General features: G+C 74.5%; 15 protein-coding genes. 10 read left to right on the plus strand and 5 right to left on the minus strand.

Annotated elements, in window-relative coordinates; genetic code table 11:
- Nucleotides 1-78: 78 nt before the first annotated feature.
- Genes KJS59_RS09305 through KJS59_RS09320 form a run of 4 tightly spaced genes read left to right on the plus strand, consistent with a single transcriptional unit; the run spans nucleotide 79 to nucleotide 4,278 of the window.
- The gene (locus tag KJS59_RS09305) at nucleotides 79-492 is read left to right on the plus strand and encodes a cytochrome c maturation protein CcmE (protein ID WP_213452090.1); all 414 of its coding nucleotides are present in this window, start codon (nucleotides 79-81) and stop codon (nucleotides 490-492) included.
- Nucleotides 489-2,609: a cytochrome c-type biogenesis CcmF C-terminal domain-containing protein gene (locus KJS59_RS09310; protein ID WP_213452092.1), complete on the plus strand. Its 2,121-nt coding sequence runs from the start codon at nucleotides 489-491 to the stop codon at nucleotides 2,607-2,609. The genes KJS59_RS09305 and KJS59_RS09310 overlap by 4 nt, the downstream gene beginning before the upstream one ends.
- The gene (locus KJS59_RS09315; protein WP_213452094.1) at nucleotides 2,606-3,274 is read left to right on the plus strand and encodes a TlpA family protein disulfide reductase; all 669 of its coding nucleotides are present in this window, start codon (nucleotides 2,606-2,608) and stop codon (nucleotides 3,272-3,274) included. The genes KJS59_RS09310 and KJS59_RS09315 overlap by 4 nt, the downstream gene beginning before the upstream one ends.
- Complete coding sequence (locus KJS59_RS09320; RefSeq protein ID WP_213452095.1) at nucleotides 3,271-4,278, plus strand: cytochrome c-type biogenesis protein CcmH; 1,008 nt, start codon at nucleotides 3,271-3,273, stop codon at nucleotides 4,276-4,278. Before KJS59_RS09315 ends, KJS59_RS09320 begins: the two co-directional genes overlap by 4 nt.
- On the opposite strand, the gene nrfD is transcribed toward KJS59_RS09320, so the two are convergent.
- The 3 genes from nrfD to fdh are packed head-to-tail and all read right to left on the minus strand — an operon-like array spanning nucleotide 4,204 to nucleotide 9,637.
- Entirely contained in the window at nucleotides 4,204-5,331 is a 1,128-nt protein-coding gene (nrfD, locus tag KJS59_RS09325; RefSeq protein WP_249713997.1) for an NrfD/PsrC family molybdoenzyme membrane anchor subunit, read from the minus strand. The genes KJS59_RS09320 and nrfD overlap by 75 nt on opposite strands.
- Nucleotides 5,328-6,311 carry a 4Fe-4S dicluster domain-containing protein gene (locus KJS59_RS09330; RefSeq protein ID WP_213452096.1) on the minus strand — a complete coding sequence of 328 codons (984 nt, stop codon included), beginning with the start codon at nucleotides 6,309-6,311 and terminating at the stop codon, nucleotides 5,328-5,330. Before KJS59_RS09330 ends, nrfD begins: the two co-directional genes overlap by 4 nt.
- The gene (gene fdh, locus KJS59_RS09335) at nucleotides 6,308-9,637 is read right to left on the minus strand and encodes a formate dehydrogenase (protein WP_213452130.1); all 3,330 of its coding nucleotides are present in this window, start codon (nucleotides 9,635-9,637) and stop codon (nucleotides 6,308-6,310) included. Before fdh ends, KJS59_RS09330 begins: the two co-directional genes overlap by 4 nt.
- 101 nt (nucleotides 9,638-9,738) lie before the next feature.
- On the opposite strand from fdh, the gene KJS59_RS09340 reads away from it, so the two are divergent.
- The gene (locus KJS59_RS09340; protein WP_213452098.1) at nucleotides 9,739-11,415 is read left to right on the plus strand and encodes a phytoene desaturase family protein; all 1,677 of its coding nucleotides are present in this window, start codon (nucleotides 9,739-9,741) and stop codon (nucleotides 11,413-11,415) included.
- A gap of 64 nt (nucleotides 11,416-11,479) precedes the next feature.
- Nucleotides 11,480-12,517 carry an SDR family oxidoreductase gene (locus tag KJS59_RS09345; RefSeq protein ID WP_213452100.1) on the plus strand — a complete coding sequence of 346 codons (1,038 nt, stop codon included), beginning with the start codon at nucleotides 11,480-11,482 and terminating at the stop codon, nucleotides 12,515-12,517.
- A gap of 133 nt (nucleotides 12,518-12,650) precedes the next feature.
- On the opposite strand, the gene KJS59_RS09350 is transcribed toward KJS59_RS09345, so the two are convergent.
- Nucleotides 12,651-13,838, minus strand: a complete 1,188-nt coding sequence (locus tag KJS59_RS09350) for an FUSC family protein (protein ID WP_213452102.1) — start codon at nucleotides 13,836-13,838, stop codon at nucleotides 12,651-12,653.
- A 157-nt stretch (nucleotides 13,839-13,995) separates the two neighbouring features.
- Between KJS59_RS09350 and KJS59_RS09355 the strand changes: the two genes are divergently transcribed.
- The gene (locus KJS59_RS09355) at nucleotides 13,996-15,759 is read left to right on the plus strand and encodes a thiamine pyrophosphate-dependent enzyme (RefSeq protein WP_249713998.1); all 1,764 of its coding nucleotides are present in this window, start codon (nucleotides 13,996-13,998) and stop codon (nucleotides 15,757-15,759) included.
- 185 nt (nucleotides 15,760-15,944) lie between these two features.
- On the opposite strand, the gene KJS59_RS09360 is transcribed toward KJS59_RS09355, so the two are convergent.
- The gene (locus KJS59_RS09360; RefSeq protein ID WP_213452104.1) at nucleotides 15,945-16,103 is read right to left on the minus strand and encodes an NAD(P)H-dependent oxidoreductase; all 159 of its coding nucleotides are present in this window, start codon (nucleotides 16,101-16,103) and stop codon (nucleotides 15,945-15,947) included.
- A 95-nt stretch (nucleotides 16,104-16,198) separates the two neighbouring features.
- On the opposite strand from KJS59_RS09360, the gene KJS59_RS09365 reads away from it, so the two are divergent.
- The 3 genes from KJS59_RS09365 to KJS59_RS09375 all read left to right on the plus strand — a co-directional run bounded on the left by KJS59_RS09365 (nucleotide 16,199) and on the right by KJS59_RS09375 (nucleotide 18,112).
- Nucleotides 16,199-16,576, plus strand: coding sequence for a PadR family transcriptional regulator (locus tag KJS59_RS09365; protein ID WP_213452106.1), 378 nt, complete (start codon nucleotides 16,199-16,201; stop codon nucleotides 16,574-16,576).
- 110 nt (nucleotides 16,577-16,686) lie between these two features.
- Nucleotides 16,687-17,481, plus strand: coding sequence for a peptidylprolyl isomerase (locus KJS59_RS09370; RefSeq protein ID WP_213452108.1), 795 nt, complete (start codon nucleotides 16,687-16,689; stop codon nucleotides 17,479-17,481).
- 301 nt (nucleotides 17,482-17,782) lie between these two features.
- On the plus strand, nucleotides 17,783-18,112 hold the full coding sequence (locus KJS59_RS09375) for a TraR/DksA family transcriptional regulator (protein WP_213452110.1): 330 nt from the start codon (nucleotides 17,783-17,785) through the stop codon (nucleotides 18,110-18,112).
- Nucleotides 18,113-18,971 lie beyond the last annotated feature (859 nt).

Consider the following 18,971-nt stretch of genomic DNA (forward strand, 5'->3'; position numbering starts at 1 on the left):
CTGGGCCGCGGTGCTCGCCGGGCTCGCCGTCACCGGGGTGGCCGTGCTGGCCGGCGCCTGGTGGACCGGGCGGCGTCCGTGACGCCCCGCCGGGCCAGGCTGCTGGTGGCGGCCGTCGCGGTCGCCGCCGCCGCCCTGCTCGTGGCCGCCGGCATGCAGGGCACGCTCACGTTCTACCGCACCCCCGCGGAGGTCCTGCACGATCCCGCGCCCGCCGGGCAACGGGTGCGCCTGGGCGGCACGGTGGTACCGGGTTCGCTGCGTTCCGAGGGCGGCCGGACCCGGTTCCTGCTGCGCGACGGCGCCGCCGAGATCACGGTGGAGCAGTCCGCGAGCCTGCCCGGGACCGTGCGGGAGGGGCAGGACGCCGTCGTCGAGGGCGTCCTCGACGCGCACGGCGTGTTCCGTTCGGACACCGTGATGGCCAAGCACGGCAACGAGTACCGCCCGGCCGGGCCGGGGGAGGCGGCGGACGGCGGGGCGGCGCGGTGACCGGGCGGTTCGGTACGGCGGTACTCGGCACCGGGCTGGTCGCCGCGGTCGCGTCGACGCTGCTGTGGCTGCGGGTCGCACTGCTGGGCGTGCCCGCCCGGCCGGCGCGGGTGGCCACCGGTGCCACGCTGGCGGCGGCCGGTGCGGCGGTGGTCGCGCTGGAGGTGGCGCTGATCGGGCACGACTTCGGCGTGCGGTACGTGGCCGAGAACGGCGCCCGGGACGTGCCGCTGTACTTCACGGTCACCAGCCTGTGGGCGGCGCTGGACGGGTCGCTGCTGCTGTGGCTGGTGATCCTGGCCGGCTGCGCGCTGCTGCTCGCGCTGCGCCGCGACGAGCGCGCCGGTCTCCTGCGGCCCTGGGCGATGGCGGTTATCGGCGCGGTGACCGTGTTCTTCTTCGCCCTGACGTTCTTCGCCGCGAACCCGTTCACCACCGTGGATCCAGCCCCGGCGGACGGGCCGGGCCCGAATCCGCTGCTGCGGGACCACGCCGCGATGGGGCTGCACCCGCCGGTGCTGTACGCCGGGTACATCGGCCTGGTGGTGCCGTTCGGGTACGCCCTGGCCGCCCTGCTGGCCGGGCGCGCCGACCGGGTGTCGGTCGCCGTGTTGCGCCGGTGGACCCTGGTCGCCTGGTCGCTGCTGACCGCCGGCATCGTCCTCGGCGCCTGGTGGTCGTACGCCGTGCTCGGCTGGGGCGGCTACTGGGCCTGGGACCCGGTGGAGAACGCCTCCCTGCTGCCCTGGCTGACCGCCACCGCGCTGCTGCACACGTTGCTGGCCCGCCGGGTGGCCCCGGGCGCCACCGGCCTGTCGGCGTGGAGCGTGGCCCTGGCCGGCAGCACGTTCCTGCTGGTCCTGCTCGGCACGTTCCTGACCCGGTCCGGCGCGGTCGCCAGCGTGCACGCGTTCACCGCGTCGCCGCTCGGGCCGATGCTGCTCGGCTTCGTGCTGCTCGCCGCGGCGGCCGTGCTGGGGCTCGCGGTGTGGCGCTCCGGTGCGTTCCGGTCCGCCGCGCCGGGCGGCCCGCTGCTGGCCCGCGACTCGGCCCTGCTGGGCAACGCCGTGCTGATGGTCGTGCTCACCGCCGTCGTGCTCACCGGCACGCTGTTCCCGTTGCTGGCCCAGGCGGTGCGGGGCAGCCGCGCGGCGGTGGGGCCGGGCTACTTCAACCGCGCGGCGCTCCCCGTCGCCCTGGTCGTGCTGCTGCTGATGGCGCTCGCGCCGTTCCTGCGGCCGGATCGGGCACCGGACGCCCGGGCGCTGCGGCTGCCCGCCGCGGCCGGGCTGGGCACCGCGGCCGTCGTGGGGCTGCTCAGCCGGCCCGGCCTGACCGCGCTGGCGGCGTTCGCCCTCGCCGCGTCCGTCCTCGCCGGCCTCATCCAATCCACCGTCGCGAAGGCCGCTGCCGCGAAGCCGAGGGCCGCTGCCGCGAAGGCCGCCGTAGCGGAGGCCGCTGCCGGAAAGGCCGCCGTGGCGACGGCCGCTGTGACGACGGCCGCTGTGGCGACGGCCGCTGCCGGGAACGCCGGCGTGGCAAACGACGCCGTGGCGACGGCCGGCGCCGAGGCGACGGGTGCCTGGCGGCGCGGCGCGCGCCGGCTGCTGGCCTCCGCCGGGCTGCTCGCCCACGCCGGTTTCGCGATCCTCGCGGTGGGCGCCGCCGCGTCGTCCGTCTACACCGTCGCCAGCGAGCGGCAGGTGACGGTGGGCCAGGAGGTACACGCGGGTGGCGTCACCGTCCGCCTGCTCGGGGTGGAGCGCGGCGCGCGGGGCGGCGGCATGGTTGCGAGGCTCAGGCTGGCCGTCGCGGGCGGCGGCACGATGGAGCCGTCCCTGCGGTACTACCCAGCGCGGGACATGACGGTCAGCGTGCCGGCCATCCGTTCCGGGCCGGCCCGTGACGTGTACGCGACCGTGCTGGGTGCGGCGGAGGACGGCACCGGGGCGACGGTCCGGCTGGCGGTCAACCCGCTGGTCGGCCTGGTCTGGCTGGGCGGTGCGACGGCGGCTGCGGGTGGCCTGCTGGCGGCGGCCGGCCGGGTCGTCGCCCGGCGCCGCGGCGTCCGCCCGGCGCGGGTCGACCGGCGGCCGGCGGCGGTGGGCTCGGCGTGACCGGCCGCAGGGTCGCGTCGACCTGGGCGAAGGCGGCGAGCCGCCGGTGCCCGGCGGTGGAGGGCGGCGAAGGGGACCGGCGGCGCCGGCCGGTGCGCAGGCGGCTGCTCTGGTCGGTCGCGGCGGTGCTCGTCCTGGCCGGGTTGGGTGCGATGCTGGCCGCTGGCGTCCGGTCCACCGCCGGACAGGACCCGACCGCACCGGAAGCCGCCGCCGGCCCGGCCACCGTCGTGCGGGACGATCCCGCGCCGCCGCTGGCCGGGCGGACGCTGGCCGGCGACGGGTTCGACGCGGCGACGCTGCGCGGGCGCGTGGTCCTGGTCAACGTGTGGGCCTCCTGGTGCGGGCCCTGCCGCCAGGAGTTGCCCGCGCTGGCGCTGGCCGAACGCCGCTGGGGCGGGCAGGGGCTGTCCGTCGTCGGCATCGACATGCGCGACAACCCCGAATCGGCGCGCGGGCTGCTGGCGGAGGTTGGGGCGCGTGGCCTGCCGACGATCGTCGACCCACAGGGGACGCTCGCGGTGGCGTGGGGAGCGCGGGGCGTCCCGGAGACCTTCGTGGTGGACCGCTCCGGGCGGGTCCGGCTGTGGGTCCGGGGCGCGGTGGACGCCGCCTGGTTGCAGCGGTGGATACCGCCGCTGCTGGCTGACCGGTCGGCACCGTGAGGCTCCGCCGGCTGGCCGCCCTGGCCGTGCTGGCCCTGCTGCTGCTCGCCGCCGGGGCGGCCGCCTGGCGCTCGGTACGCCCGCAGCCGGAGACCCCCGCCACCGTCGCCGCGAGCCTGCTGTGCCCCTCGTGCCAGGGCGAGACCGTCGCCCAGTCGCAGTCACCGATGGCGGCCGCAATGCGCGACACCATCGCGGAGCAACTGGCCGCCGGCCGCACCGGCGCGCAGGTGCGGCAGTGGTTCGTGGAGCGGTACGGCCCGGCGGTGCTGGCCGAGCCGCCGCCGGGCGGGCTGGGCGTCGTGCTGTGGGTCGTGCCGGGGTGCGTGGCCGCTGCCGCGCTGGCGTTCGCCATCCGGGCCCGCCGGCGGCGGGCCGCCCCGGCAGCCCGTGTCACCGCTCGCACGCACCCCGGTGAGCCGCGGGATGGTGGCCGACCGGCGGCAGCTCACGGTGCAGGCCGTGTCACCGCTCGCGCGCACCCCGGTGAGCTGCGGGAGGAGCGGTTCACCGCACGCGCGCGACCCGGTGGGGGAGGGCGGCGGGCCAGCCGGGCCTGGGACGCGGCGGCCGTCGGCGTGGTCGGGCTGGTGGCGGCCGTCGCCCTCGCCAGCCCGTCGCACCGTCCACAGGAGACGCCCGCCCGGCCGGTGGCCGATCGGGCGGCCACGCTGGTCACGCTTGCCCGGTCGCTGGAGGACAAGGGTCGCTACGCCGAGGCCGCCCAGATCTACCGGGACGCGCTGCGCGAGCGGCCGGACGACCGGACCACCCTGCGCCTGGCCTTCACGCTGCTGCGCTCGCAGCGGCCGGCGGAGGCGGAGAAGGCGGTGCGCCGGGTGCTCGGCAACGCACCCGACGACCCGAACGCCGTGCTGCTGCTCGGGCTGGCCCAGCGGGGGCAGGGCTCCCCGGCCGCCACCGCGACGCTACGCCGGTTCCTGACCCTCGCCCCGGACGCCCCGGCCGCCGCCGAGGTCCGCCGGATGCTGCGCGCCGACTGATCCGGCCCGGTCGGCCCGCTCGCGCTGCGGCACGACCGTGTACCGCGGGTCGGTCGCCGAGGCGTTGCCGGCGTGGAAGTAGCCGAAGCGGGCCAGCAGCGAACTGGCGGCCAGTGCCAGCCCGCCGGCCACGTCCAGGGCCTTGCTGCGGCGCAGCGCCGAGCCGGCCAGCAGCACCGCCCCGGCCCGACCGGCCAGCCGGGACGCGCGCATCAGCCGGCCCGGGTACCCCTGGTCCAGTGGCTCCGCCACCATGCCGAGGCGCTTGTGGATCCTGCGGTCCAGGGCCTGCTCCATCAGCACACCGGCGATCCCGGCGGCGCGGGCCGGACCCGCCTCGTCCACCGCCGTCGAGGCCGCCACCAGCCCACCGGCCCCGGCCAGCGCGCTGGCCCCGAACAGGTACGGCAGTTCGCGGTGGGCGTCGTGCCACAGCGGCACCGCGGTGTTGGCGATCAGCACGCCCGTGTAGGTGGTGAGGGCGGGCGCGACCAGGCTCGCCGCCAGCCCGCTCGACCGGCCCAGCGCCCGGACCGCGGCGCCCGCGGACGGCGGCAGCGCGCCGGACACCCCCGCCGCGGTCGCCGCCCCGACGAGCTCCGCCGCGGCCGCGGCCCCGACGAGCGGGCCGAAGCCGCCGAGCAGCCAGGTGCCGACGGACATGGGCGAGGTGGGCTTGAGCACCCGCAGCATGTGCGCGAAGCGCGCCGGCCGGCCGAGGTCGTGGATCAGGGCGGCCAGCCCCAGCCCGGTCGCCCCGGCCGAGATCAGCCGCCCCGCCCGGCGCATGGACCCGCGGCCGGTCAGGTCCCCGCCGGCCGCGAGCAGGGCCGCACCGCCCGCCACGCCGCCCAGGAACAGGTACCCGGCGATGTCCCGGGCCGACCACACGGGCGGCTTCAGCACCGACCGCCCGTAGTACGAGCGGAATTCGGCCGGCGGCACCATCTCGCCGCCGCGTCCGGGCCGCCGCCCGCCCTTCGCGCCGATCAGCGCCTCCCGCTCCGGCGTCTCGTCACGCAGCCCGTCGCGGCGGACCTCGTGGCGGGTCATCGCCGGGCGCCGGTGACGAACGCGGCCAGGACGGTGGCCGCCACGCCGGCCGCCGCCAGCGCGGCGTGCCGCCACATGCGGGGCAGGTCCCGCGTGGTGACCACCGGGTCGGGCGGGAAGCCGTACACCTCGGGCTCGTCGAGCAGCAGGAAGAACGCGCCGGTGCCGCCCACCCCGTCGTCCGGGTCGGCCCCGTAGAGCCGGGCCTCGGGCATCCCGACCCCGTGCAACTGCTCCACCCGGCGCGCCGCGCGCTCGCGAAGTTCGTCGAGCGGTCCGAACTGGATGGAGTCGGTCGGGCACGCCTTGGCGCAGGCCGGCTCCTGCCCGTCGGTCATCCGGTCGTAGCACAGGGTGCACTTCCACACCCGCCCGTCCCGTTCCCGCCGGTCGATGACGCCGTACGGGCAGGCGGGCACGCAGTACCCGCAGCCGTTGCAGATGTCCTCCTGCACCACGACGGTGCCGAACTCGGTGCGGATGAGACTGCCGGTGGGGCACACGTCGAGGCAGGCCGCGTGGGTGCAGTGCTTGCACACGTCGCTGGCCATCAGCCAGCGCAGTTCGGTGCGCCCGCCGGGGCTCACGTGGCCGTCCGGCGTGGCGTGCGGCTGCGGGCCGGGGTGTACCCGGCCGGTCTGGGTGCCCAGCATCGAACCGTGCTTGTCGCCCAGCCCGGCCGCCACCACGGCGGCGGTCGACGCGGTCCCGGACGGCCCGGTCGGCATCACCGTCACGCTGTTGTTCTGCCGGCCGAGCGGCCGGTCCTGCTCGATGAAGGCCACGTGCCGCCAGGTGTCCGCGCCGAGCATGCCGGTGTTGTCGTAGGACATGCCCAGCAGGGACAGGCCGTCGTCCGGGACCTGGTTCCACTCCTTGCACGCCACCTCGCACGCCTTGCAGCCGATGCAGATGGACGTGTCGGTGAAGAACCCCATCCGCTGCCGCCCGGTGGGCTGCTCCAGCAGGCCGTCACTCATGCCGTCCCTCCCGGTGACGCGGCGGTGCGGGGCGCGGTACCGGTCTCGGCCGTGATCCCGGCCCGGCGCCGGTACTCCTCGACCAGGGCGATCCGGTCCGCGCCCCGCGGCCGGCGCCCGGGCCGCACGTCGCAGCTGAGCGCCTTGGTCTCCTGGATGTGCACGTTCGGGTCCAGGCTCAGGTGCGTCAGCTCGTTGGCCGAGTCGCCGGTGGTCAGGCCGTTGCCGCCCCAGTGGTACGGCACGCCCACCTGGTGGACGATCCGGTCGTGCACCCGGACCGGCACCATCCGGTCGGTGACCAGCACCCGCGCCTCGATCGCCTCGCGGGCGGTCACCACGGTCGCCCAGCCGAGGTGCTCCAGCCCGGCCTCCCGGGCCAGTTCCGGGGAGACCTCGCAGAACATCTCCGGCTGCAACTCGGACAGGTACGGCAGCCACCGGCTCATCCCGCCGGCCGTGTGGTGCTCGGTGAGCCGGTAGGTGGTCAGCGCGTACGGGAAGACCCCGCTGCCCGGCTCGTCGCCGCTGGGCTGGTACGGGTCCACCGTGCGGCGGCTCGTCTGCCGCGCCGGGTTGTGCTGCTGGCCGTAGAGCAGGTTGGGCACCGGCGACTCCTGCGGCTCGTAGTGCGTGGGTACCGGGCCGTCCGACAGGCCCGCCGGCACGTACAGCCAGCCCTTCCCGTCCGCCTGCATGATGAACGGGTCAATGCCGGACAGCGCGTCCTCGCGCCGGGCGCCGGGCGGCGGCCGGTGGTCGGGGCGCTTCGTGGGCTGGAAGTCCGGCACGTCGTGCCCCGTCCACCGGCCCTTGCCCTCGTCCCACCAGACGTACGCCTTGCGCTCGCTCCACGGCCGGCCCTCGGGGTCGGCCGAGGCGCGGTTGTAGAGCAGCCGCCGGTTGGCCGGCCAGGCCCAGCCCCACTCGGGCGCCACCCAGTTCTGTTCGGTGTGCGGCTTGCGCCGCGCCGCCTGGTTGACCCCGTCCGCGTACGCTCCACAGTAGATCCAGCAGCCGCACGCGGTGGCGCCGTCGTCCGTCAGCTGCTGGTAGGAGGAGAGGCAGGTGCCGTCCGCCGCCCGGCCGTTGATCTCCCGCAACACCGCCTCCGCGCTGGGCTCGGCGTGCTCGCCCGAGGTCGGGTAGTCCCAGGTGAGGTCGAGGATCGGGCGGTCCCGCTCGGCGGTGGAGCCCGCCAGCTTCGCCCGGATCCGCCGGCCCAGGTGGAACCAGAACCACAGGTCGCTGCGCGCGTCGCCGGGCGGGTCGACGGCCGCGTGGTGCCACTGGAGCATCCGCTGGGTGTTGGTGAAGCTGCCGTCCTTCTCGGTGTGCGCGGCGGCCGGCAGGAAGAACACCTCCGTGCCGACGGTCTCCGGCCGCAGCTCGCCGGACTCCACCTCCGGCCCGTCCCGCCACCAGGTGGCGCTCTCGATGAGCGCGAAGTCCCGCACCACCAGCCAGTCGAGGTTGGCCATGCCCAGCCGCTGCGCCTTGGCGTTGGCCGAGCCGACCGCCGGGTTCTCACCGTTGAGGAAGTACCCCTTGCAGGAACCGTCCAGTTGCGCCTTCACCGTCTGGTAGGTGCTGTGGTCGCCGGTGATGCGGGGCAGGTAGTCGAAGCAGTAGTCGTTGTCCGCCGTGGCCGCCTCGCCCCAGTACGCCTTGAGCAGGCTGACCGTGTACGCCCGCATGTTGCCCCAGTACCCGGTGTCCGCGGAGTCGTCGGCGACGTACTCGTCGAGGCTGCCGTGCGCGTCCGGGTGCGGCATCGGCAGGTAGCCGGGCAGCAGGTCGTACAGCGTGGGGATGTCGGTGCTGCCCTGGATGCTGGCGTGGCCGCGCAGGGCGAGGATCCCCCCGCCGGGCCGGCCGATGTTGCCCAGCAGCAGTTGCAGCACCGACGCGGCCCGGATGTACTGCACGCCGACGGTGTGCTGCGTCCAGCCCACCGCGTACGCCCAGGCGGTGGTGCGGTCCCGGGTGGAGTTGTCCGTCACCATCCGGGCCAGCTGCAGGAACACGTCGACCGGGATGCCGCAGACGCGGGCCACCATCTCCGGGGTGTACCGGCTGTAGTGGCGTTTCAGGAGCTGGAACACGCAGCGCGGGTGCCGGAGGGTCTCGTCACGCCGGATGTTGCTCAGGTCCGACAGGGCGGCGCCGTGGCTGCCGTGCTCGTGGCCCCGGCCGGTCGCCTGCCGCTCGTGCGAGCGGCCCTGCCCGTCGTGCCGCGCCCGGGTGCCCCGCTCCCGCTTGCCCGCCGAGCTGGCCACGCTGGTGCCCTCGTACTGCCAGCTGTCCGTGGCGTAGCCGGCCTTGTCGTCCTGCCAGCCGGAGAACAACCCGTCCAGATCCTCGGTGTCCCGGAACTGCTCACCGATGATCGTCGCCGCGTTGGTGTAGGCCACCACGTACTCGCGGAACTCCAGCCCGTTGCAGAGCACATAGTTGATGAGCCCGCCCAGCAGCGCGATGTCGGTACCGGCGCGTAGCGGCACGTGCAGGTCGGCCAGCGCGCCGGTGCGGGTCAGCCGCGGATCGACGTGGATCAGCGTGGCGCCGCGCGCCTTCGCCGCCATCACCCACTGGAAGCCCACCGGGTGGCACTCGGCCATGTTCGAGCCCTGCACCACGATGCAGTCCGAGTTCTGCAGATCCTGCTGGAACGTCGTCGCGCCACCCCGCCCGAACGAGGTCCCCAGACCGGGGACGGTGGAGGAGTGTCAAATCCGGGCCTGGTTCTCGATCTGCACGGCGCCCAGGGCGGTGCCGAGCTTCTTGATCAGGTAGTTCTCCTCGTTGTCGAGGGTGGCGCCGCCCAGCGCCGCGAAGCCCATCGTGCGGCGCACCCGGCGACCCTGGGAGTCCTCGTCGGTCCAGGTCGCGTCGCGGGTGGCGAGTACCCGGTCGGCGATCATGTCCATCGCCGTGTCCAGGTCCAGGTCCTCCCAGTCGGTGCCGTACGGGCGGCGATACCGCACCCGCGTCTGGCGCCGGGGATTGGTGACCAGTTGCTTGGTCGCGGCGCCCTTCGGGCACAGCCGTCCCCGGCTGACCGGCGAGGCCGGGTCCCCCTCGATCTGCACGACCCGCTCGTCCTTGACGTACACGAGCTGCCCGCAGCCGACCGCGCAGTACGGGCACACGCTGGCCACCACCCGGTCGGCGGTGCTCGTGCGGGGCTGGAGCCGGTCGGTGACCCGCGAGCGGGCGGAGTCGCCCCGGCCGCTGCGGTCACCCCGTCCCGCGCCGGGCAGGCCCGCCACCGCGCGTGCCTGGCGCAGCACCGGCCAGGGCAGGAACGTCTCCCGCAAGCCCATACGCACCCTCCCGATCGTGGTCGGCTGGGGCTACCCGGCGGGTCGGGCGGCAAACCCGCGCCGGACGTGTGCGCCACCCGGATCGGGGGAAGCAGGCAGGTGTGAGGCCGCAACGAGCGCGCACCGGCCGGCGGGCACGCCCCGCCCGGTACGACGCCGTGGTGGTCGGCGCTGGCCACAACGGCCTGGTCGCGGCCAACCTGCTGGCCGACGCCGGCTGGAGCGTGCTGGTCCTGGAGGCCGAGCGGGCGCCGGGCGGTGCCGTGCGCTCCACCGACCTGCTCGGCACCGGGTACACCACCGACCTGTTCAGCGCGTTCTACCCGCTCGCCGCCGCGTCGCCGGTCCTGCGGAACCTGAACCTGACCGAGCACGGCCTGCGGTGGTCGCACGCGCCCGCGGTGCTGGCGCACCTGACGCCCGACGACCGGTCCGTGGTCATGTCCCGCGACCTCGATCGCACCGCCGCCTCGGTGGACGCCTTCGCCGCCGGGGACGGGGACGCCTGGCGGGACCTGGTGCACCGCTGGGACCGCACCGGCGACGCGGTGTTGGAGGCCCTGTTCCGGCCGTTCCCGCCGGTGCGCGCCGGCCTGGATCTGCTGCGCCGCCTCGGCCCCGCCGACGCCGCCCGGTTCGCCCGCTTCGCGGTCCTGCCGGTGCGGCGCTTCGGCGAGGAGCAGTTCCGCGGCGACGGGGCGCGGCTGCTGCTGGCCGGCACCGCCCTGCACTCCGACATGGCACCCGAGGAGCCGGGCACCGCCATCTTCGGCTGGCTGATGGCCATGACCGGTCAGCGGCTCGGCTTCCCGGTCCCGCGGGGCGGGTCCGGCATGCTGATCAACGCGCTGGTCCGCCGGCTGCGCGCCGCCGGCGGCGAACTGCGCTGCGGGGAGCCGGTTGAGCGGGTCCTGGTGCGGGGCGGCCGGGCGCACGGGGTGCGCACGGCCGGCGGCACCGTCGTCCTGGCCCGGCGCGCGGTGCTCGCCGACGTCGCCGCGCCGACCCTCTACCTCAAGCTGGTCGGCGCGGCGCACCTGCCCGGCCGCCTGCTCGCCGACCTGCGGCGCTTCGCGTGGGACCCGTCGACGCTGAAGCTGAACTGGGCGCTCTCCGGCCCGATACCGTGGCGCTGCGCCGACGTGAGCGACGCGGGCACCGTGCACCTGGGCGCCGGGATGGACGGGCTCACGGAGTACGCCGCCGCGCTGACCACCGGCCGCCGGCCGGACAACCCGTTCACCATCCTGGGGCAGATGACGACGACCGACGCCACCCGGTCACCGGACGGCACGGAGGTGATCTGGGCCTACACCCACCTGCCCCGCAACCTCGACCGCGACCCCGACGCGCTGCGGCGGCAGGCGGAGGCGGTGGAGGAGCACATCGAACGGCACGCACCCGGCTTCCGCGACCTGGTGACCAACCGGGTGGTGCAGACGCCGGACAGCCTCCGCGCCGCCAACGGCAACCTGGTACGCGGGGCCATCAACGGTGGCACCACGAAGCTGTTCCAGGAACTCGTCTTCCGCCCGGTGGCCGGGCTCGGCCGGGCCGAGACGCCGATCCGCGGCCTCTACCTGTCCGGTGCGGGCGCCCACCCGGGCGGCGGTGTCCACGGTGGACCGGGCGGCAACGCGGCGCGGGCCGCCCTGCTGCACGCGGGGCTGCGCCACCCCGTCCGCTCCGCCGCCGTACGCCTGGCGCTGCGCGCCCTGTACGCGCAGCCGGACCGGGGTGCGGTGCCGCCGCCGGTCAGCGAGCTACCCGGTTGCTGAGCCGGGTCGGCGGGTTTGCCGGTGGCCTGCGGGGCTACCCCTATCCGGAGGGGGATGAACCACGATGAGACGACGACGTAGGAAGCACCGGGTGTGGGTGGTCACCGGGGCCTCCGCCGGTATCGGGCGGGCCGTGGTCCGGCGGGTGGCCGCCCGCGGTGACTCGGTGGCCCTGCTGGCGCGGGGCATCGCCGGGCTGGCGGCAGCGGCGGACGAGGTGCGCGCCGCGGGCGGCCGGGCGCTGCCGATCGAGACCGACATGGCGGACTTCGCCCAGGTGGACGCGGCGGCGCAGCGCGCCGAGCGGGAACTCGGCCCGATCGACGTGTGGGTCAACGACGCCTTCTCCACCGTGTTCGCGCCGTTCATGGACACCCGGCCGGAGGAGTTCGCCCGCACCATCCAGGTCACCTGCCTGGGCTACGTGCACGGCACCCGCGCCGCCCTGACCCGGATGCTGCCCCGGGACCGGGGCGCCGTGGTGCAGGTCGGCTCGACCCTGGCGTACCGCGGCATCCCGCTGCAGAGCGCCTACTGCGCGGCGAAGCACGCGATCCAGGGCTTCACCGAGTCGCTGCGCTGCGAGCTGCTGCACGACCGCAGCCGGGTCCGGGTCACGATGGTGCAGCTGCCGGCGGTCAACACGCCCCAGTTCAGTTGGGTGCTGTCCCGCCTGTCCGGGCACCCGCAGCCGGTGCCGCCCATCTACACGCCGGAGCTGGCGGCCCGGGCCGTCTGCTACGCCGCCGACCACCCGCGCCGCCGCGAGTACTGGGTGGGCGGGTCCACCACGGCCACCCTGCTCGCGAACGCCGTGGTACCGGGGCTGCTCGACCGGTACCTGGCGCGCACCGGGTACTCGTCGCAGCAGACCTCGCAGCCGGCGGCGCCGGACCGGCCGGAGAACCTCTGGCGGCCCGCGGACGACGGCGGCGGCGGTGCCGGGCGCGGCCACGACTTCGGTGCGCACGGCGAATTCGACGACCGGGCCAAGCACCGCAGCGCCCAGCTCTGGGCCTCGCAACACCACGGCCTGCTGGCCGCGGCGGGCGCCGGCGCGGCGGGCGCGGCGGCCATCGCCCTGGGCCTGCGCCGGCGGTAACGGTGGGCGCCGTGGCCGCTGCCCTGAGCCGGCGCTGGTGATTGCCAGCGCCCCAGTGGCGCGGCTGAGCGCTGCGGCGTGGCGGCCCAGTGGCGCGGCTGAGCGCCCCGGCAGCGGTCATCCAACCGGCCCGTCACGGCCTGGGCGGCTGCGGGCGGGGCGTGCCGGCGACCCGCCGGCCCGCGGCCTCACGGATCATCCGGTTCGCCTCGTCCCACGGCAGCCCGGTGGCCTGGAGCAGATCGTGGACCGCGGTGCGGACCTGGGCCACCACCACCTGCCCGGAGAAGCCGACATCCTCGGCGTACGCGCCGCCCGCCGTGCGCACCGCCCCCAGCGCGCGTTCACGCGTGCGCACCGCCGGGCCGCGGGCCCGGACGTCGCGGTGCAGTTGCCCGATGGCGTCCGCGAGCTGGGTGAGCGCCTCCGGCAACTGGCGCGGCACCGGCTCCCCGTCGGACACCACCGTGGCGGACCGCCGGATCAGGCCGCCGACCGTACCCATCACCCGCTCGATGTGCGCGAAGCCCGCCTGGTAGCGGAGCACGGTCCGCCGCCGGCGCCGCCGCAGCGGCGCGAGGGTGGCCACCTCGCGGGCGCCCGCCAGGACGTTGCGGACGTTGTCCTGCTCCTGATTCAGGCCCTGCGTCCGGTCCATCGCCGCCTGGACGGCGCCCACGTTCCGCTCCGCCAACCCCCGGGCGGCCGCCCGCAGGTTCCCGCACAGGCCCAGCAGGAGCGGTTCGGCGGCACGCTCCACCTGGCGCAGCGGGTTGGGTGGCAGCACCGCCGTGATCACGATGATTCCGACGGCGCCGCCGACCACCGCGTTGATGAAGCGCGGCAGTTCCAGGCTGCGCCCCACCGGGGCGAGGGTGGCCACCAGCACGGCGGTGCTGCCGGCCTGCACGGCCACGTTCGTGCCGCCCTGCACGGCCAGCGAGACGGCGACGGCGAGAACGACGATGAGCGCGACCTGCCAGGCCCCGGTGCCGATCCGGGTCATGAGCAGGTCACCGGCGGCGATGCCGACCCCGACCCCGATGACCAGTTGGACGCTGCGGCGCAGCCGCTGCCCCACCGAGGACACGATCGTGCCGACGGCGGTGATGGGCGCGAACACCGGTTCGGCGACATTAAGCAGGGTGCGCGAGATGTACCAGGCCAGCGCGGCGGCCAGCCCGGCCTGCGCCGCGATGATCAGGTTCAGCCGCAGGTAGCGCAGCCGATCGCGGACCGCGGCGGCAGCCGTCGGACGCCGCCGCGCGAGCCGCCGGACCCGCCCGGCCGTCCACTCGCGGAGCGGCCTCGTGCTCGCCACCGTGGCGGCATACCCGTCGGGGCACCGGTTAGTTGCCGGTGCCCGCGAAGTCGTCCGAGAAGGCGCGCGGCACCGCGTTAGGGGTGCGACCGATGTTTCCCGGGCCACGTGCCGGGTACGCGGCCGGGACAGCCTGACCAGAGGAGAGGTGCGCCGGATGCAGGAGATCGTCGGGGACAGCCTGGCCAGGCGGCTGGTGGAGTGGGGCGTCGACACGGTGTTCGGGTTGCCCGGGGACGGGATCAACGGCCTGATGGAGGGCTTCCGCCGGCACCGGGACAAGCTGCGGTTCGTGCTGGTGCACCACGAGGAGGCGGCGGCTTTCATGGCCACCGGGTACGCCAAGGCCACCGGGCGGCTCGGCGTGTGCTGCGCGACCTCCGGTCCGGGCGCCATCCACCTGCTCAACGGCCTCTACGACGCCAAGCTGGACCACGTGCCCGTGCTGGCCATCACCGGCATGCAGGAGACCTCGGTGCTGGGCAGCCAATACCAACAGGAGGTGCACGTCGACCGGCTGTACGAGGACCTGGCCTCGTACAACCTGATGGTGACCAACCCGCAGCAGATGCCGGGGGTGGTCGACCTGGCGATCCGCAACGCGCTCACCAAGCGGACCGTCTCGCACCTGACCTTCCCGAACGACATCCAGGTCGCGCCGGTCGAGCAGGACCCGTACCAGCACGTCGCCCCCGGCAAGCCGCCGGCGAGCCTGCCGACGGTCAGCATGCCGGCGATGCCGCCGGCCGAGGCCGAGCTGCGCAAGGCCGCCGAGGTGCTGAACGCGGCGCGGCGGCCGGCGATGCTCGTCGGCGCCGGCGCGCTGAACGCCCGGGACGAGGTGATCGCGGTCGGCGAGCGCCTCGGCGCGCCGGTCGTGAAGACCCTGCCCGGCAAGGCGGTGCTGCCGGACGACCACCCGCTGACCACCGGTGGGCTGGGTCTGCTCGGCACGAAGCCGAGCGAGGAACTGATGGAGGAGTGCGATACCTTGCTGATGGTCGGCACCTCCTTCCCGTACGGGAAGTACCTGCCCCAGCCCGGCAAGGCGCGGGTGGTGCAGATCGACGTCGACCCCACGCTGATCGGGCTGCGGCTGCCGGTGGAGGCGCCCGTCACGGCCACGGCGAAGGCGGGCCTCGCCGCCCTGGCCCCGATGCTGGACGGGTCCGATGGCAGCTTCCTCGCCAAGTACCGCCGGGCGATGGACGAGTGGCGGTCGGACATGCGGTCCCTGGAGGATCCGCAGCGGGATCCGGTGGCGCCCCAGTACCTGGTGGGCTGCGTCGACCAGGCCGCGACCGACGACGCGATCCTGACCTGCGACTCGGGGACCATCGCCACCTGGGCGGCCCGGCACTGGACGATCCGCGGCAACCGGCAGTTCTACCTCTCCGGCAACCTGGCGACCATGGCGCCGGGCCTGCCGTACGCGATCGCGATGCAGCACGCGTACCCGGACCGGCAGGTCATCGCGTTCGTCGGCGACGGCGGCTTCGCCATGCTGATGGCCGAGTTCCTCACCGCGGTCCGCCATGAGCTACCGATCAAGGTGGTGATCAACAACAACAACGCGTACGGGCAGATCCTCTGGGAGCAGATCATCCTGGGCTACCCCGAGTACGCGGTGCGGCACCAGCAGCCGGAGGCGGACTTCTCGCAGTGGGCGCGCGGCTGCGGGGCGTACGGGGTGAAGGTGACCAAGCCGAGGAAGGTGGCGGAGGCGGTCCGCGCGGCGCTGGCGCACCCCGGTCCGGCGCTGGTCGACTGCGATGTGAACCCCAACGAGCCGCCGATGCCCGGCAAGGTCTCCTACGACCAGGCCAAGAACTTCACCGAGGCGTTCCTGCGCGGGCAGCCGCACAAGGTGGCGACGCTCGCGACCGTCGCCCGCGACAAGATCAACGAACTCCGCTCGTGACCGGCGCCCTCAGATCGTCCGCGCCAGCTCGGCCGCCCGTGCCAGGTGCCCGGCACTGACGGCCGCCCAGCGCTCGGGCCCGGCTCCGCTCTCGCCGTCGCGCAGCACCGAACCGCCGAACACGAGGAACTCGCTCGACCACGCCCGCCGATGCGGTCGGTGAGCATGACGGTCTTCATCGCCTGCTAGCAACCGGACGAGGTGAACTCGTCGATGTCGTACCCGGCCGTGCACAACACGAGCGCCTTGCGGGCCGCGCGCCGGTAGGCGAAGCCCATCGTCCACACGCGGTCGAACCAGCCCTTGAGCAGCGCCGCCGGCCCGCGCCGCCGCCGTACGCCCAAGGGACGACATCGCGCCGGGCCGGGCGGCCCTGCCGTTTGCCCCCGCAGGGCGGCGGGAATACCGCGTCCGCCCTGTCCACGGCCGGAGGATGCCCATGCGCGGAAACGAACTGCGCGCCCTGCTGCACCCGCTTCTGCTGCTGTTGATCTTCGAGCGGCCAAGCCACGGGTACGACCTGATCGAGCGGCTCTGCGACCTCGGCGTCCCCGATATCGAGCCGGGGCAGGTCTACCGGATGCTGCGCGGGATGGAGAGCGGGCGGGCGGTCGTGTCGGTCTGGGAGACCGCCCGCTCCGGTCCGGCGCGGCGGCGGTACGAGTTGACCGCGAAGGGGCTCGGCGAACTGCAGGCGTGGAGCGACCGGCTGTCCCGGCTCGGCGGGGTGATCGACGTGTGGTTGGGTCGCTGGGCGACCGCCAGCGACGCGCCCCATACCGTGCCGCACCCGTCCGGCGTCGCCGCACCACGGTAGTCCCGTCGCCCCTTCCTCCACCGCTCGTGGGACGGTTGGCGGCTTTGTGCCCGCCATCGACGCCTTCCGCGGTGGACTGCCCACCTTGATCGGGTCGCTACCCTGTCCAGGTGAGCCAGCCCTCCTCGGTGCCGCCGTACCGCCCCGACCAGTACTCTCCGTCGCAAACGCCGGAATCTCCGCAGCGCCCCGGTAGCCGACGCGGGCTCATCATCGGCCTCGTCGCCGGTGCCGTCGCGCTACTGCTGTGCGTGTGTGGCGTTGGCGTCGCGGGAGCCGTCTACTACCTGCGCGCCGGCGGCAACGACTCGGGCACGGGAGGGTCCGCGACCCCGCCCCTGTCCGCGCGGTCGTGCGGCGCCACCGAAGCGCCGGGCCCGGACGCCAAGGCGGTCGGCCTGCCCGCCTTCGACCGCGCCCCGGACACCGGCGCCGCGACGATGCGGCTCACGACGAACCTCGGCACCATCACGGTCACAATGGACCGCCGGGCCACCCCCTGCACCGTGGCGAGCTTCCAGCACCTCGCGGACCGGAAGTTCTTCGACCGGACCGACTGCCACCGCCTGGTCACCACCTCGATCTTCATCCTCCAGTGTGGCGACCCGGGCGGCACCGGAGCGGGCGGCCCGGACTACCGCTTCGCGGATGAGAACCTGAACGGCGCGCGGTACACCCGTGGCGTCGTGGCGATGGCCAACGCCGGCCCGGGCACCAACGGCAGCCAGTTCTTCATCGTGTTCCGGGACAGCCCGCTCGACCCGGACTACACCCCCTTCGGCCGGGTCACCTCCGGACTGGACGTGGTCGACCGGGTCGCCGAGGGCGGCGACGACGGATCCATCGAGGCCGGTGGCGGCAAGCCGAAGGTCACGCTCACGATCCAGACTCTGACGGTGGAGTAGGTCGGCTATCTCTTTGGCATTCCCGGTTCGGCCACCTATGGTTGTCGGATGCCGCTGGTGATGATGTGTCCACCCGCCGTCGCTGCCGCGACGGCGGTTCGGGCTGCCCACCTGCCGGCCACCGCCGATGCTTTGCGCGGGCTGCCGAGCCCGGCGACCCCTACCGGCCGGGGCCCGCCCGCGGACGCGTTCCTCTCACGACGAACGCCAGGGCGAAGCTTTACAGCTTCGGCCCTTTTTCTTTATCCGGCTTTTCCTCGGCCCGGCTCGCCACCCGGCCCCGACCTGCACAGGACAGGATATGACCATCGATACCGATACCGCCCGGCAGCGTTGGCTCGCCGACCTGCGCGGCAGCCTGACCCAGGACTTCACCACCCAGACGGCGCGCCTCAGGGAACTCAGCGAACTCACCGCGGACACCGGTGACCCGGGGGACGCGCACACCCACAGCGCCATGCTCGCCACCACCCGGAACACTCTCGAGCAGATCGGTGCGGCGCTCAAGCGCATCGACGACGGTACCTACGGGCAGTGCGAGAAGTGTGAGACCGCGATCCCGGTCGAGCGGCTTGAGGTGCTGCCGCAGGCCCGCTTCTGCGTGCCCTGCCAGCAGAAGCACAACGGCTGACGGCAGCGTCGCCGTGCCGCCCCGCGCGGCACGGCGGCGCTGACCACCACCCCAACCGCCAGGGCTGATCCTGGACTCGTTGGTGGCTATCTCAGGGGGTACGGCCGCACCGACCGGGCTTCTCGCCGGTGGTACGGCCGCACCGACCCGGCTTCGCGCTTTTTCGGACTTTGTCGCTGGCGCCGCAGGCCAGAAGCGAGGCTCGACTTGGTCTGGCCGCCCACGCCTCCCGCGCCGTTGCTCCCGCGTAGCCCAGCCTCCTGTGCGGCCCACCCGTGCATCTTGGTACGACACGCCGTTTTTCTGGCCAGATCGGTACCAAGATCTCCCAGCCCCCACCCGCTCCAGCGCCCACACCGGCCAGCCGGCAGCGGCTGGCCGTGACGGCCGGTATCCGTCGCGGCCGCCGGCTGGGGGCACCGGCTGCGGGTGCCGTGAAGTCAGCGTGTTTCCCAGACGCCGGGGCCGGGCGCAACCGTGTACCGGAGTGGCGGCCCTCCCTACGCGCGATAGCAGAGGGCGTGGTTGTAACGCGGAGGCGCGCCGGTCAAGACCTCGTCCAGCGATGTGATCGGGACCATGGCGCGCCGATTTGACGATCGGCATGACAACGACGTAACTTTCTCTCTGCCCCACGGGAGACCGGACATGAAGGCCGGTCAACCCCAGCGGGGCAGAATCGGTGGGGAACCGGACGAGCTAGGAGATCAGATCTCCGGACGGCCGGCCCGTCGAGCCTCTTCCTAGCCCGCGACGAGCGTGAGTTTGTCGTGTGCCAGAAAACGAGGTCCCGTGCGATCGTTGCGAACCGGGGAGCCCGGTTTGCAGCGGGAAAATCGAGCGGGTAGTCTGGAGCAGT

Origin of the sequence: Rhizomonospora bruguierae (genome assembly GCF_018397995.1) — a bacterium.
GTDB lineage: Bacteria > Actinomycetota > Actinomycetes > Mycobacteriales > Micromonosporaceae > Rhizomonospora > Rhizomonospora bruguierae.